Source organism: Pontibacillus yanchengensis Y32, assembly GCF_000770635.1.
Classification (GTDB): domain Bacteria; phylum Bacillota; class Bacilli; order Bacillales; family BH030062; genus Pontibacillus; species Pontibacillus yanchengensis.
Genome location: NZ_AVBF01000030.1, coordinates 17,732 through 32,533, shown reverse-complemented (window position 1 = coordinate 32,533; position 14,802 = coordinate 17,732). Strand labels below are relative to the sequence as shown.

The 14,802-nt window shown below is 37.8% G+C and carries 11 protein-coding genes; all 11 read left to right on the top strand.

All coding sequences use genetic code 11. From position 1 onward, the window contains the following. The first annotated feature begins 39 nt into the window (after positions 1 to 39). The 11 genes from bshC (at position 40) to spoVE (ending at position 14,739) form a co-directional block, all read left to right on the top strand. Positions 40 to 1,665, top strand: coding sequence for a bacillithiol biosynthesis cysteine-adding enzyme BshC (gene bshC, locus N782_RS11725; protein ID WP_036820012.1), 1,626 nt, complete (start codon positions 40 to 42; stop codon positions 1,663 to 1,665). A 383-nt stretch (positions 1,666 to 2,048) separates the two neighbouring features. Further along, positions 2,049 to 2,480 (top strand): division/cell wall cluster transcriptional repressor MraZ, encoded by a 432-nt coding sequence (mraZ, locus tag N782_RS11720; RefSeq protein WP_036820010.1) that lies wholly within the window; start codon positions 2,049 to 2,051, stop codon positions 2,478 to 2,480. A 118-nt stretch (positions 2,481 to 2,598) separates the two neighbouring features. Next, on the top strand, positions 2,599 to 3,579 hold the full coding sequence (gene rsmH / locus N782_RS11715) for a 16S rRNA (cytosine(1402)-N(4))-methyltransferase RsmH (protein ID WP_036820007.1): 981 nt from the start codon (positions 2,599 to 2,601) through the stop codon (positions 3,577 to 3,579). After that, positions 3,576 to 3,956, top strand: coding sequence for a cell division protein FtsL (gene ftsL, locus N782_RS11710; protein WP_036820004.1), 381 nt, complete (start codon positions 3,576 to 3,578; stop codon positions 3,954 to 3,956). The genes rsmH and ftsL overlap by 4 nt, the downstream gene beginning before the upstream one ends. A gap of 18 nt (positions 3,957 to 3,974) precedes the next feature. Next, positions 3,975 to 6,209 (top strand): penicillin-binding protein, encoded by a 2,235-nt coding sequence (locus N782_RS11705; RefSeq protein ID WP_036820001.1) that lies wholly within the window; start codon positions 3,975 to 3,977, stop codon positions 6,207 to 6,209. 85 nt (positions 6,210 to 6,294) lie between these two features. Next, complete coding sequence (locus N782_RS11700; RefSeq protein ID WP_036819998.1) at positions 6,295 to 8,256, top strand: stage V sporulation protein D; 1,962 nt, start codon at positions 6,295 to 6,297, stop codon at positions 8,254 to 8,256. Positions 8,257 to 8,331: 75 nt separating this feature from the next. Further along, positions 8,332 to 9,798, top strand: a complete 1,467-nt coding sequence (locus N782_RS11695; protein WP_036819995.1) for a UDP-N-acetylmuramoyl-L-alanyl-D-glutamate--2,6-diaminopimelate ligase — start codon at positions 8,332 to 8,334, stop codon at positions 9,796 to 9,798. A 15-nt stretch (positions 9,799 to 9,813) separates the two neighbouring features. Beyond that, complete coding sequence (locus tag N782_RS11690; RefSeq protein WP_036819993.1) at positions 9,814 to 11,181, top strand: UDP-N-acetylmuramoyl-tripeptide--D-alanyl-D-alanine ligase; 1,368 nt, start codon at positions 9,814 to 9,816, stop codon at positions 11,179 to 11,181. A gap of 39 nt (positions 11,182 to 11,220) precedes the next feature. Beyond that, positions 11,221 to 12,207: a phospho-N-acetylmuramoyl-pentapeptide-transferase gene (mraY, locus tag N782_RS11685; RefSeq protein ID WP_036819991.1), complete on the top strand. Its 987-nt coding sequence runs from the start codon at positions 11,221 to 11,223 to the stop codon at positions 12,205 to 12,207. Continuing rightward, positions 12,204 to 13,553 (top strand): UDP-N-acetylmuramoyl-L-alanine--D-glutamate ligase, encoded by a 1,350-nt coding sequence (gene murD, locus N782_RS11680; protein ID WP_036819988.1) that lies wholly within the window; start codon positions 12,204 to 12,206, stop codon positions 13,551 to 13,553. The genes mraY and murD overlap by 4 nt, the downstream gene beginning before the upstream one ends. A gap of 67 nt (positions 13,554 to 13,620) precedes the next feature. Beyond that, positions 13,621 to 14,739, top strand: coding sequence for a stage V sporulation protein E (gene spoVE, locus N782_RS11675; RefSeq protein ID WP_036819985.1), 1,119 nt, complete (start codon positions 13,621 to 13,623; stop codon positions 14,737 to 14,739). Positions 14,740 to 14,802: the final 63 nt, after the last annotated feature.

The following is a 14,802-nucleotide window of genomic DNA, read 5'->3' as shown; positions in this document are numbered from 1 at the left end:
ACATAGACAGATTATTTAGTATAAAGGAGAAGGTCATCCATGTGGATCCAACCTATCAATGTAACATCTCAAAATAAACTCATGACAGATTACCGTAATGAATCCTTAGAAGCTTTAAGGAATTTTCACTATAATCCATTTCAACAAGAGGAATATAATAAACGGCTCGAGGAATTAAATAACCGTGAATTTCAAAGAGAGGAATTATCTGCTCATCTTCACCATTTAAATAGGGAATGGGGCGCATCGGATGAAACGCTCCATAATATTGAACGTTTAAAAGATAACCAGAGTGTCGTGGTGGTTGGGGGTCAACAGGCTGGTTTGCTTACAGGTCCTCTTTATACAATCCACAAAATTGTTTCTATTATTGTAATGGCTAGAGAACAAGAGACCGAACTTGGGGTGCCGGTAATTCCTTTGTTCTGGATTGCTGGTGAAGATCATGATTATGATGAAATTAACCATATTTACATGCCTTATTCACCAAGGATGAAGAAGTTCCGTATTCTACAAAAACAACTAAACAAAAGTTCCATTTCAGATATGGAAATGGATCAACAAGCTATTAAAACATGGCTTGATCGTTTGTTTACTCAATTGGGTGAATCAAGCTACACAAATGATTTATACACTATGCTTAATCAAAAATTGGAATCCTCCGAAACATTTGTTGATTTTTTTGCTCGTATCATCTTTGCGTTATTCGATCATGAAGGGTTGGTATTATTAGACGCGCACCACCCTTCTCTTCGTACATTGGAATCCAATTATTTTAAACAAATGATTCATCAGCAACCAGCTATTAGTGAAGGGGTGACTCAAGCACTTCACCACACTGCCCAACAAGGCTATTCGGTTAATTTAGAAGCTGACATGCATGATGGCCATTTATTTTATACGTACAATCAAAATAGAGTTTTACTTGTACGTGGAGATGATGGCTCGTGGGAAGGAAAACAAGGGGAATGTAGACTAACGACTGATGAACTAATGGAAGTAGCTGACCAATCTCCAGAAAAATTGAGCAATAATGTGGTGACTCGTCCCATAATGCAGGATTTAGTACTGCCTACTTTAGCTTTTATTGGTGGACCTGGAGAAATTGGTTATTGGTCCACATTAAAACCAGCATTTGAAGCAATAGGGGTTCAAATGCCACCTGTTATGCCAAGACTTTCCTTATCTTTATTAGATCGAACCAGTGAGAAGTGGTTGGATCGTCACTTAATTGATGTTACATCGGCAATTAATAACGGCGTTTCAGAGGAAAAGAGTCAATGGATTTCCATGCAAAGTTATCCTCCCATTGAGCAATTGTCAGATGAAGTGAAGCGTGCTATTGAACGTGCTCATAGACCACTTAAGGAAAAAGCTCATGAAATTAGAGATGATCTTGGTCAGGTTGCTGAGAAGAACTTATTCTACTTGTTTAGAGATGTGGAATTTTTGCAAGAAAGAATGGAACATGCATTAGAAGAAAAACATTCTCGAGAGTTACAAGTATTTGATGAAATTGACCTGACACTTCATCCAGAAGGTGGGCTTCAAGAGCGTATATGGAATGTTCTTCCTTGGGTGAATCAGTACGGACCACAATTACCAAGTAGACTAACAGAATTAACCTATGATTTTAAGAAACCTCATCACGTGATTTATTTATAAAAGAATGATATTCATTCCTGTTTTGTGGAAGTTGATATCTTTACTGTATAGAGGCTATTACATGACGATAGGGAGTTAACTATATTAACCTCCAATTTATATTGCCCACCACTTTTTTACCAAAAGGGCTAGGTGTTACTCCTCATTAAATGTCTTCAAAAAGTTTATTAGGGTTCCCACATTCCTCCACTGTATAATCTGGTGAAGGATAAAAAAGGTGATGGAGACAAAAAAGCTATACAAACACATTTATATTAGAAAAAAATTATGTGAATCCTGCCTAATTAGGCAGGATTTTTTTTGTGGTGGAAGAATATTAAAGTTTAGGTGGTGGAAAGTGGAGGAATGTGGTACCCTAGAGTCAGAAAGTGGGGATGGTCTATATGTTCATGGGGGAGTACCAACATAATATAGACACAAAAGGGCGTATTATCGTTCCGGCTAAATTTCGAGAAGGGCTCGGTGAGACGTTTGTCGTCACGCGAGGGTTGGATCGTTGTTTATTCGCATACCCACTATCTGAATGGAAGTTGCTTGAAGAGAAGTTGAAAAAGCTCCCCTTAACTAAGAAGGACGCCCGAGCCTTCACAAGATTCTTCTTTTCAGGAGCAGTAGAATGTGAAGTGGATAAACAGGGGAGAATCAACCTCCCAGCACCACTAAGAACATACGCAGAATTAGATAAAGAATGCGTTGTTATCGGTGTATCGAATCGAGTAGAATTCTGGGCTAAAGGCCACTGGGATACATACTTCGAAGAATCTGAGGATTCATTCGCCGAAATTGCAGAGAACATGATGGATTTTGATATTTAAACTTTTAAAAGAAGATGAGCAATAAGACGTTTGTATTCGCTTTAGTGATTACAATCCAAAAACGAACTAATACTATGTACAAGACATCCAAGAATCATACATGTAAAGGGTGAAATCATTGTTTGAACACATAACAGTATTAAAAGATGAAACCGTCACTCAATTAGATATAGATCCGAAAGGTGTTTATGTTGATTGTACCTTGGGTGGTGGAGGTCACTCAGAGGAGATTGCCAAGCGCTTGACTGAAGGTGGGCGTTTGATTGCATTTGACCAAGATCTTGTAGCACTGAACCACGCTAAAGAACGACTTCATAACTATCAAGATCGTGTAACATTTGTTCACGCAAATTTTCGTGAGCTAAAAGCGGAACTTGAACAATTGGGTATTGAACAGATTAATGGGATAGTGTTCGACCTTGGTGTTTCATCTCCTCAATTAGATGAAGATGAAAGAGGCTTTAGTTATCATCAAGATGCACGACTAGATATGAGAATGGATAGAGAGCAAACGTTAAGCGCATATCATGTAGTAAATGAATGGCAGTTTAACGATCTTGTCCGCATTTTCTTTAAGTATGGAGAAGAGAAGTTCTCTAAACAAATAGCTAGAGGAATTGAAAAGCAAAGAGAAATTGCACCTATCGAGACAACCTCTCAATTAGTTGAAATATTAAAAGACGCAATCCCAGCTCCTGCTAGAAGAAAGGGTGGGCATCCTGCTAAACGGATTTTCCAAGCAATTCGAATTGCTGTAAATGATGAATTGGGTGCATTTGAAGATGCTCTTCATCAGGCAGCCGAAGTCATCTCTATGAATGGACGCATAGCTGTAATTACTTTCCATTCATTAGAAGACCGAATTTGTAAACAAGCCTTTAAGAAGTGGAGTAGCAACCCACCAATACCAAAAGAAATACCTGTAATACCAGAAGAACAGAAACCTCCATTTGAATTAGTGAATCGAAAACCCATTGTTCCAAGTGAGGATGAGCTGGAACAAAATCGTAGAGCACGATCTGCGAAACTAAGGGTAGTAGAAAAAATTCGTCCTTGGAAAGAAACATTTCGAGATGATGAAAGGTGGAAAAAGAGATGAGTTCAAATGCGAGAAAGTTACATGTTGAACAACCAGAGCGGAGTAATCAAAAACAAACGCAAGAACAAGTGAAGGTCCATGTACATAGAAAGAGATGGGTCTCCACAGGGGAAAAATTCTTATATTCACTTGTAAGTGCAGCTGCGCTTGCTGCTAGTGTGTTTGTTGTATCGCATGCTTCTACTACAGACCAATTGAACAGAGACCTTCAACAATTAGAGAATAAAATTGATAAACAGCAGGTTGAAAATGAAAATCTAAAGTATGAAATTAAAGAGCTTAGTAATCCTGAACGTATCTTAGAGATTGCTAAACAAAATGGATTGAAGGTTCGTCAATCAAAAGTGAAGCAAGCTAATACAGTTAATGGTAACTAGTTCAAGGAGCATACACGTATGAAGAAGAATCGTACGACCCATAGAATGGCAAAATTGTTCATGATGTTATTTACAATTTTGTTTGTCGTTCTTTTTGGCCGATTTTTCTATATTCAAGCCACAGGTGAAATTGAAGGTGTTAACTTAGAAAAATGGGCTGAAAAGAAGCGGACTAGCTCATATACAATTGATGCAGATCGAGGAAAAATTGTCGATCGCAATGGAATGACACTAGCCTATGACCGTCCGACGTATAGCATCTATGCCATTGTTGATAAAGCTTATTCAAAAGATTCAGAAGAAGCTCTACATGTTGAGAATGCTGAGCAAACAGCAGAAAAGCTAGCGCCTGTACTAGACATGAAACAACAAGAAATAGTAAATCAAATTGAAAATGGTAAAAGCAATAACCGCTTCCAGGTGGAGTTTGGCGCAAAAGGTAGATACCTTTCTCAAGATAAAAAAGAAAAGATTGAAAAAATGGATTTAGCAGGAATTAAATTCACTGAACAAGCGAAGCGCTATTATCCTAACGGAACTTTTGCTTCTCACGTTTTAGGATTTGCTCAAAACAAAGAGAATTCCGAGACAATTGAAGGTGTTATGGGTATTGAGAAGCAAATGGAAAAGCAATTACAAGAAGAAGACGGTGGCATTTCCTATCAACGTGATAAGTATAATATGAAACTCTTAAACCCTGAAGAAGTTATAAAGAAACCTCAGGATGGAGCAAACGTTCAATTAACACTCGATCAAAAGATTCAAACATTTCTAGAAGATGCTATGAATCAAGTTGACGAAGAATACTCTCCATCTCAAATGATGGCGGTTGTTATGGATCCAAAAACCGGTGAAGTGTTAGCACTCAGCAACCGACCTAGTTTTAACCCTAACAACAGAAAAGGGATTGATAATTGGTATAACGATGTTATTGCCTACCCTTATGAGCCAGGTTCAACGATGAAAATTTTCACGTTAGCAGCTGCGATGGATGCTGGTGTATATGACGGAGATGAAGTGTATCAATCTGGTTCCTATCAAGTAGATGGCGAAGGTCGTAGAATTTATGACCACAATCGAGATGGGTGGGGAGCAATCACTTATGACGAAGGTATTCAACGTTCTTCTAACGTAGCAGCAGCTAAACTTTTATGGGAAAAGCTAGGACCTGAGCGATTTGCAGAATATTATAAGGAATTTGGTCTAACTGAAAAAACTGGAATCGATCTACCAGGTGAAGAAGCAGGTCGACTTCTTTATAATTATCCTATTGAAAAAATTACAACTGCATTTGGTCAAGGATCAACGGTAACCCCTATTCAACAAATGATGGCTGCTACATCTATAGCGAATGATGGAAAGATGATGAAGCCTTATGTGATATCAAGTGTAACGGATCCTTCTTCCGGAAACATTCTTGAAAAGTCAGAACCTAAAGTAGCAGGAGAACCAATAGATGCTACTACTGCAAAATCAGTAAGGGAATTATTAGGGGAAGTAGTTACAGGAGAGCATGGAACCGGGAAAGCTTATCAATTAAATGGGTACTCAGTCGCTGGTAAGACCGGTACAGCACAAATACCTGATTCAGAAACAGGTGGCTATATGACAGGAAGAGAAAATTACATCTTTTCTTTTCTAGGTATGGCACCAAAAGAGGATCCGGAATTGATGATGTATGTTAGTGTGAAGCAACCTAGTTTAGAACCAGGTGAATTAGGTACTGATCCGGTATCTGATATTTTTAACACAGTTATGGAAAATAGTTTGCGTTACTTAAATATTCAGCCTGATAAAAATAAAGATGCTATCAACGTAGAGGCAAACAATCTTCAAGATTATGTTGGGGAATCTGCCTCGAAAGCAGCATCTGAATTAAAAGAGCAAGGTGCTGATCCGATTGTTCTTGGAAATGGTGAAAAAGTAATAAAAATGTTGCCTAAATCTGGTTCGGAGTTCCTGAAAAGTGAAAAAATATTCTTATTAACCAAAGGTAAAATTCAAATGCCAGATATGAATGGCTGGTCAATGAGGGATGCATTAAAATTAGCATCCATTTTAGACCTTAAAATGGAGAAGATAGGGAATGGATTCGTCTATAAACAGAGTGTCCAAGAAGGTTCTACTATTACTAAAGGGAGCTACCTTGTTGTGGAGCTTAAGTCCCCAAATCAGGAGGATACAGAGGGGAATTCTTCTGAAAATCAAAACGAACGATCTATGCAGCAATCAAACATAGATTCAGAGGAATAGGTGCAATAAAGAGACAGTGTTCTAATCATTTCTAACGTTACATAAAATGGATACAAGCATAGCATGGACAAAAAGGGGATGTACCATGAAACGAGTATCCAATGTTACGTTAAGAAAACGGTTGGTCACTGTTTTTCTTTTGGCCATTGTTGTATTTGCTGTTATCGATATCCGTTTAGGATATGTACAGTTTATTATTGGCGATCAGCTAATGGAAAAGGCGAAAAATTCTTGGAGCCGTGATATTCCTTTCGAACCTGAACGGGGAGATATTTTGGATCGTAATGGAGTAGTGCTCGCCGAAAATGTGTCTGCTCCTACGGTAATGGTTGTACCAAGGCAAATAAGCAATCCAGAAGAGACAGCCCAAAAGCTAGCAGAAGTGCTTGAAATGAATTATGAGAAAGCATTGAAGCATGTAACAAAACAAATTTCAATTGAACGTATTCATCCTGAGGGGAGAAAAATTACAGAGGAAGTGGCAGATAAGGTACGTCAATTAAACCTTGAAGGTGTTTATATAGCGGAGGACTCTAAACGTCACTACCCTAAAGATGAATATTTATCACATGTTTTAGGTTTCAGTGGAATTGATAACCAAGGTTTAATGGGGCTTGAGTTATACTATGATGAGCAATTAAGTGGTGAAAAAGGTCACTTATCGTTTTTTTCTGATGCAAAAGGACGTCGCATGCCAAAAATTGCTGATGTTTACGAATCCCCTAAAGATGGGTACAATCTAAAGCTAACAATTGATGATCGAGTGCAAACAATTATTGAAAGAGAACTTGATAACGCTGAAGCAAAATATAACCCAGATGGAGCAGTTGCTATTGCGTTAGATCCTGATACTGGAGAAGTCTTAGCTATGTCCAGTAGACCAACTTTTAATCCGGAAAATTATCAAAATGTAAAACAAGAAGTCTATAATCGTAATTTACCTGTATGGAGTACATATGAGCCGGGTTCAACGTTTAAAATTATTACACTGGCTAGTGCTCTAGAAGAAGGTTTAGTAGATTTAGAGGATGATCATTTTCATGATAGTGGATCAATAAAAGTTGACGGAGCTACGCTTCATTGTTGGAAACGTGGAGGACATGGTAGTCAATCTTATTTGGAGGTTGTGCAAAACTCCTGTAACCCTGGTTTCGTTTCATTAGGTGAAAAACTAGGAAAAGAAAAATTATTTTCATATATTAGAGACTTCGGTTTTGGAAAGAAAACAGGGATTGACCTTCAAGGGGAAGGGACAGGTATCCTCTTTAAAGAAGATCGTGTCGGTCCAGTAGAATTAGCAACCACCGCGTTCGGTCAAGGGGTGTCTGTTACTCCTATTCAGCAAGTAGCGGCAGTTGCAGCAGCTGTGAATGGTGGCAAACTTTATCAACCATATATAGCCAAAGAATGGGTAGATCCGGCATCTGGGGAAATTGTAGAACAATCAGAACCAATGTTGAAGGATCAAGTCATTTCTGAAGAAACTAGTGCTGAAATACGTAAATCTCTAGAAAGTGTTGTAGCTCAAGGAACAGGTCGTGGAGCTTATGTTGAGGGCTATCGTGTTGGAGGTAAGACAGGAACAGCTCAAAAAGTAGGAGAAGATGGACGTTATATGAGCAATAACCATATTGTATCCTTCATCGGTTTTGCGCCTGCAAATGATCCTGAAATTGTAGTTTACTTAGCCATTGATAACCCCAAAAATACTGTGCAGTTTGGTGGAGTAGTTGCAGCACCAATTGTTGGAAACATAATGGAAGATAGCCTTCGTGCATTAGGAGTAGAAAAACAGAAAGATGGTATAGAAAAGGAAGTCGCATGGCCAGACCAACCTTTAGTAGAAGTCCCAGATCTAATTGGTTTAGAAAAGAAGGATTTAACACAATACATGGTGAATCTATCCATTGAAACAAGTGGTTCAGGTAACTATATTGTAGACCAGGCACCAAAAGCTGGTGAGAAGGTGGAGCAAGGAGCGAAAGTTAGATTATACATGACAGATCAAGAACCAAAAGATGAATTAAAAAAGTCACATTCTCATTAAAGGAATAATCGCAGAGTAGTCTAGTCTTTGCTATAATAAGAGCGGCACATATACCAAAAGTAAGGAGTCGTCACAATGAAGCTAACAAACTTAATCAAGGCTCTTCGTGTTTATCGGACAACAAAATCAATTGAACATATAGATGTGACAGGCTTAGAAATGGATTCTCGAGCTGTCCAACGTGGTAATGTATTTATTTGCATTAATGGATACACAGTGGATGGTCATGATTTTGCTAAACAAGCTGAAGAAAAAGGGGCTACTGCCATTGTGGCAGAACGCCCTCTTCCTGTTTCTATACCTGTGATTATTGTAAACGATAGTCAACGTGCTATGTCTAAATTGGCAAATCATTATTTCAATAACCCCACTCAACAATTTCGCTTAATAGGGGTTACAGGGACAAATGGAAAAACAACAACCTCTTACTTAATTGACTCCATTTTTCAAACGAGTCAACAACAGACTGGATTAATTGGAACTATTCAGATGAAAATTGGCAACGAAGAATATGAGGTGAAAAACACTACCCCCGATTCGTTATTCTTACAAAAGAATTTCGCTAAGATGGCAGAACAAAAAGTGGATACAGCTGTTATGGAAGTTTCCTCTCATGCATTAGATTTAGGTAGAGTTCACGGTTGTGATTTTGATGTAGCAGTATTTACAAATCTATCACAAGATCACTTAGATTTTCATAAGGATATGGATGATTATTTGCGAGCTAAATCATTGTTATTCTCGCAATTAGGGAATGCATATAAGTCTAATGTAAAATACGCGGTATTAAATCAAGATGATCCTCACTATACATCTTTAATGAAAAGTACTGCGCAGGAAGTAATTACATATGGAATTGACAGTCATGCAGATATAACTGCTCAGCAATTATATGTAACAGCACAAGGTACTACTTTTATGTTAACCACTCCAGACGGTGAAATAGAAGTAAAGAGCTCTTTGATAGGCCGATTTAGTGTCTATAATATGCTCGCCGCTGCTAGTGCAGCTTGGATTTCTGGTATTTCTTTGGAAACTATAAAACAGGCTTTTGAAAATACTCCTGGGGTAAGTGGTCGTTTTGAACCTATATTGAGTGGGCAAGATTTCGGGGTGATAGTTGATTATGCTCACACCCCTGATTCACTGGAGAATGTGCTTCAAACAATCAAGAGCTTTGCCACAAAACGAATTTTTGTTGTAGTAGGCTGCGGCGGAGATCGAGATAAGAAAAAACGACCATTAATGGCACAAGTAGCTGTTAAATATGCTGATCAAGCAATCTTCACATCAGATAACCCCAGAAGTGAAGATCCTGCTAGTATAATAGCTGACATGGAGGCTGGTGTTGAAGAAGGGTCTTATATCGTTATACAGGACCGTAAAGAGGCAATTCATAAAGCAATAGAGCAGGCTGATAGTTCTGATGTAGTATTGATTGCAGGAAAAGGTCATGAGACTTACCAAGAAATAAATGGTCAAACATTACACTTTGATGATCGTGAAGTAGCAAGAGAAAGTATATTGGCTCATAACCAATAAAAGGAGATCATATTTATGAAGTTTACTACAAAATGGATGGCAGCATACTTCCCTGAATATAAAGGGGCTGCTGATACAGAGATCCCTATCCATCATATCTATACAGATACAAGACAAAAAACTGATAGAGGATTGTTTGTGCCTTTAGAAGGAGAAACATTTGACGGACATTCTTTTTTAAAGTCTGCTATAAATAATGGTGCAGTGGCAGCATTTTGGAATAAAGAAAAGCCTATTCCAGAATTTGTTCCTACTGATTTCCCGTTATTTTTGGTAGATGATACGCTAATTGCCTTGCAACAGTTAGCTCATACATTTAGAACAGAGATCAATCCTAAAGTGATTGGGGTAACTGGATCAAATGGTAAGACTACAACGAAAGATTTCATTGCTTCTGTCTTATCCCAAAACTACAAAACACATAAAACAAAAGGAAATTTTAATAATCACATTGGCTTACCATTAACCATTTTATCAATGGATCAGACTACCGAGGTGCTTGTATTAGAAATGGGAATGAATCATTTTGGTGAAATAGAGCGACTTTCTTTCATTTCTGAACCAGATGTAGCGGTAATTACAAACATTGGGGAGTCCCATATTGAAAATCTTGGTTCAAGAGAAGGTATTGCTCAAGCAAAGACTGAGATTCTAGCTGGACTGAAATCAAACGGTAAAGTAATCATAGATGGGGATGAGCCTTTATTAGCACCACTTCATACACGGGAGGGTGTTCTTTCCTGTGGGTTTGATGAAAAAAATAAATTTGTACTTTCTGATTGTAAAATGGATGACACGGGAACTCGCTTTACCATAAATCAGAATATAAATTATATGATTCAGGTTCCAGGGAATCACAACGTAAAAAATGCAAGCTTTGCGATTATTATTGGTGAGTTATTAAATATGAATCAAGAACACATTCAAGAGGGGCTATCTTCTATAGAACTTACAGGAATGAGACTCGAACGAATCACTGGTAAATATGGAACTACCATTTTAAATGATGCATATAATGCTTCCCCTACCTCAATGAAGGCCTCTATAGATGTTGTGAAAGAATTACCGAATTTTTCTAGAAAGATTTTAGTTTTAGGGGATATATTTGAATTAGGGGCACTTAGCGAAATGTTGCATCGTTCTATAGCTGATGCAATCTCCGAGCCTATTGATATGGTGATTGCCATTGGAGAAGAAGCTCCTTATATAGTGGAGGAGATGAAGAAGAAAGAACTTGCAATTGAAGCTCACTCCTTCAAAACAAAAGAAGAAGCAGTTGATATTTTAGAGTCAACTTTAAGTGAGGAAACGGTTATCTTGCTTAAAGCATCTCGACTAATGGAGTTTGAAACACTACTTGAACATCTTGTTGAGAAAGAATAATCATTTCGGACGGTTGTAAGCTATTAAAGGAGGAACACGATGAACACTACAGTTTTATTAATCACCATGGCAATCGCATTTTTAATTACCGTCCTCATCTCACCAATTTTTATACCATTCTTAAGAAGATTAAAATTTGGTCAATCGATTCGAGATGAAGGTCCAAAATCTCACATGAAAAAGCAGGGTACTCCTACTATGGGAGGCATGATGATATTAGTATCTGTAAGTATTACGACACTTATAATGACTTCTAAATTCAATCCTAATCCTATGAGTGTGGAAGTATTCTTATTATTATTCGTTATGATTGGTTATGGATTACTAGGTTTCTTGGATGATTTTATAAAAATAGCAATGAAAAGAAATCTTGGCTTAACATCAAAGCAAAAAATGATTGGTCAAATCATTATCGCTGCAGTATTTTACTATATTATTAATCGAAATGGATTTCCTACCTATATAGAAATTCCAATAGTAAACCAACAGCTAGAATTAGGCTGGGGCTACGCACTTCTAATATTAGTTATGCTAGTTGGTTCTTCAAATGCAGTGAATTTAACCGACGGACTTGATGGTCTTTTAGCTGGAACAGCAGCTATTGCATTTGGAGCATTTGGAATACTTGCATGGCATGGTCAGCCTCAGTTTGAAATAGGTGTGTTTTCTTTAGCTATTGTTGGAGCCTTATTAGGTTTCTTAGTATTTAATGCTCATCCTGCTAAAGTATTTATGGGTGATACGGGCTCTTTAGCTTTAGGAGGAGCTATTGCTGCAATTGCCATTTTAACAAAGCTTGAAATTATCCTAGTTATAATTGGCGGTGTTTTTGTTCTTGAAACGCTTTCTGTTATTATTCAGGTTATTGCATATAAAACAACTGGAAAACGAGTATTTAAAATGTCCCCACTTCATCATCATTATGAATTAATGGGTTGGTCAGAGTGGCGAGTAGTTACAACTTTTTGGTTAGTAGCATTTCTTTTTGCAGGACTAGGTATTTTTATTGAGGTGTGGATTAGTTGAAACAATTAATAAACTTTCAATATAATCATGTCCTTGTTTTAGGTTTAGCGAAGTCTGGGGAAGCTGCTGCGAAGCTATTGCATCAAAGTGGTGTTCAGGTTCGCGTAAATGATCAAAAGCCATATGAGGAAAACCCTCAAGCTAGAACATTAGGAGATTTAGGTATTGACGTTATAACAGGTAGCCATCCAATGTCTGTGTTAGATGATATAGATTATGTAGTTAAAAACCCTGGGATACCATATACCAATCCAATTGTTAAAGAAGCATTAAGAAGAGGGTTACCTGTTGTTACAGAAGTGGAACTGGCGTATAGACTGAATGGTGACAACATGATTGGCATTACCGGTTCAAACGGTAAAACTACTACCACGACACTTGTGTTTGAGATGTTAAAGGCTAGTGATAAAGCAGCTAAACTAGCTGGGAATATAGGTAAAGTAGCTTGTGAAGTGGCTCAAACCACAAAGGACCAAGAAACAATGGTAGTAGAACTTTCCTCATTCCAATTGATTGGAACAGAAATATTTAAGCCACATATTGCAGTGTTCTTGAACTTATATGAAGCTCATTTGGATTATCATAAAACAATGGAACATTATGGCTGGTCGAAATCCCAGCTATTTGCCCATCAACATGCTGATGATTATTTAGTTTTTAATGCAGATCAGGAAATAGTTCGAGAGCTCACTTCTTCTGCTGCCAGTCAGGCTGTCCCTTTTTCCTTGGAACGTAAAGAACCAAAGGGTATATGGTGTGATGAAGATTATCTTTTTTATAAAGAAGAATGCATAATTGCTCTTGATGAGATTATGCTGGCAGGTAAACACAATTTAGAAAATATTATGGCGGCAGTTGGTGCATCTAAATTAAGTGGTGCTACGAACGAAGGCATACAACAAGTGCTTAAAACATTCTCTGGAGTAGAGCATCGCATGCAATTTGTCAAAGAGGTTCAAGGAAGAAAATTTTATAATGATTCAAAAGCAACGAATATGCTAGCTACAAAAAATGCACTACAAGCATTTAAGCAACCAACGATTTTGTTAGCAGGTGGTCTAGATAGAGGCAATGCTTTAGATGATTTAGCACCTTATCTAAAAAATGTAAAAGCAATGATTTTATTTGGGGAAACAGCTCCAAAATTTAAACAGTTAGCAATAGAATATGGAATAGAGACATATGATGTGGTCGATAATGTTAAACAAGCGGCCGAAAAAGCCTATCGTATCTCTGAAGAAGGAGATGTCATTCTTCTCTCACCAGCATGTGCAAGTTGGGATCAATATCGCACATTTGAAGAGCGAGGGGACATGTTTATGGACGCGGTGCATACATTAAAGTAGGGGGCTTGTTTACATTCACATCATTCTACAGCCCCCTGGTCTAACGTTCGGATCAAGGGGGTTTTTTATGTTTCGTAATCGATCAAATTATCAGGCAAAAGACGCACCGGATTTACTATTAATGATCATTATTTTTTCACTACTTCTAGTAGGGGTAGTGATGGTCTATAGTGCATCAGCAATATGGGCGGATTATAAATTTGATGACTCATTCTTTTTTGCTAAGCGTCAGTTATTATTTGCAACGGTTGGAATTGTAGCGATGTTCGGAATAATGAATATCCCTTATTTAACTTGGAGAAATATATCCAAGGGGATGTTATTGGTTTGCTTCGTTCTGTTAATTGCTGTCCTAATTCCAGGAGTAGGGATGGTAAGAGGTGGAGCACAAAGTTGGATAGGTGTTGGTGCTTTTAGTATCCAGCCATCTGAATTTATGAAACTCGGGCTTATCATTTTTTTGGCTAAATACTTAGCAGAGAATCAAAAGAAAATTACATCATTTCGTAAAGGGTTTGTTCCATCTTTATCACTCGTATTTTTAGCCTTTGGTATTATTATGCTACAACCAGATTTAGGAACAGGTGTAGTACTTGTTGGTACTTGTATGCTAATGATCTTCGTATCTGGAGCTAGGATTTCACATTTTGCAGGACTAGCCTTACTGGGGGTTGTTGGTTTTGTAGCACTAATTGCATCTGCTCCTTATCGAATAGCCCGAATAACAGCTTTTTTAAACCCTTGGGAGGACCCTTTAGGAGCAGGCTTTCAAATCATCCAATCCTTATATGCAATAGGACCAGGTGGGCTTATGGGGCTAGGATTAGGACAAAGCCTTCAAAAATTCTTTTACCTACCTGAGCCACAAACCGATTTTATTTTTGCAATTCTAGCAGAAGAGCTTGGCTTTATTGGTGGTACATTCGTCATTTTATTATTCTTCCTATTATTATGGAGAGGAGTACGAGTCGCCCTCGGAGCTCCGGATATGTTTGGAAGTTTATTGGCTTTGGGGATTGTTGGTATGATTTCCATTCAAGTCATGATTAACATTAGTGTTGTAACAGGCCTCATGCCTGTTACAGGTATTACCTTGCCGTTCTTGAGCTATGGAGGTTCCTCATTAACACTTACCCTTTGCTCGGTTGGTATATTATTAAATATAAGTAAGTACGCTAGGTTATAACTATTCCCCCTCTGTTCATAAACAGGGGGGTTTTAAAATTCATGAAAAAATGGTTTTTATTAA

What these genes read in the sequence shown, in the direction of transcription:
- N782_RS11690 (WP_036819993.1), top strand. Translation starts at nt 9,814, where the DNA reads ATGAAGTTTACTACAAAATGGATGGCAGCATACTTCCCTGAATATAAA.
- mraZ (WP_036820010.1), top strand. Translation starts at nt 2,049, where the DNA reads ATGTTCATGGGGGAGTACCAACATAATATAGACACAAAAGGGCGTATT.
- bshC (WP_036820012.1), top strand. Translation starts at nt 40, where the DNA reads ATGTGGATCCAACCTATCAATGTAACATCTCAAAATAAACTCATGACA.
- spoVE (WP_036819985.1), top strand. Translation starts at nt 13,621, where the DNA reads ATGTTTCGTAATCGATCAAATTATCAGGCAAAAGACGCACCGGATTTA.
- mraY (WP_036819991.1), top strand. Translation starts at nt 11,221, where the DNA reads ATGAACACTACAGTTTTATTAATCACCATGGCAATCGCATTTTTAATT.
- N782_RS11695 (WP_036819995.1), top strand. Translation starts at nt 8,332, where the DNA reads ATGAAGCTAACAAACTTAATCAAGGCTCTTCGTGTTTATCGGACAACA.
- ftsL (WP_036820004.1), top strand. Translation starts at nt 3,576, where the DNA reads ATGAGTTCAAATGCGAGAAAGTTACATGTTGAACAACCAGAGCGGAGT.
- N782_RS11705 (WP_036820001.1), top strand. Translation starts at nt 3,975, where the DNA reads ATGAAGAAGAATCGTACGACCCATAGAATGGCAAAATTGTTCATGATG.
- N782_RS11700 (WP_036819998.1), top strand. Translation starts at nt 6,295, where the DNA reads ATGAAACGAGTATCCAATGTTACGTTAAGAAAACGGTTGGTCACTGTT.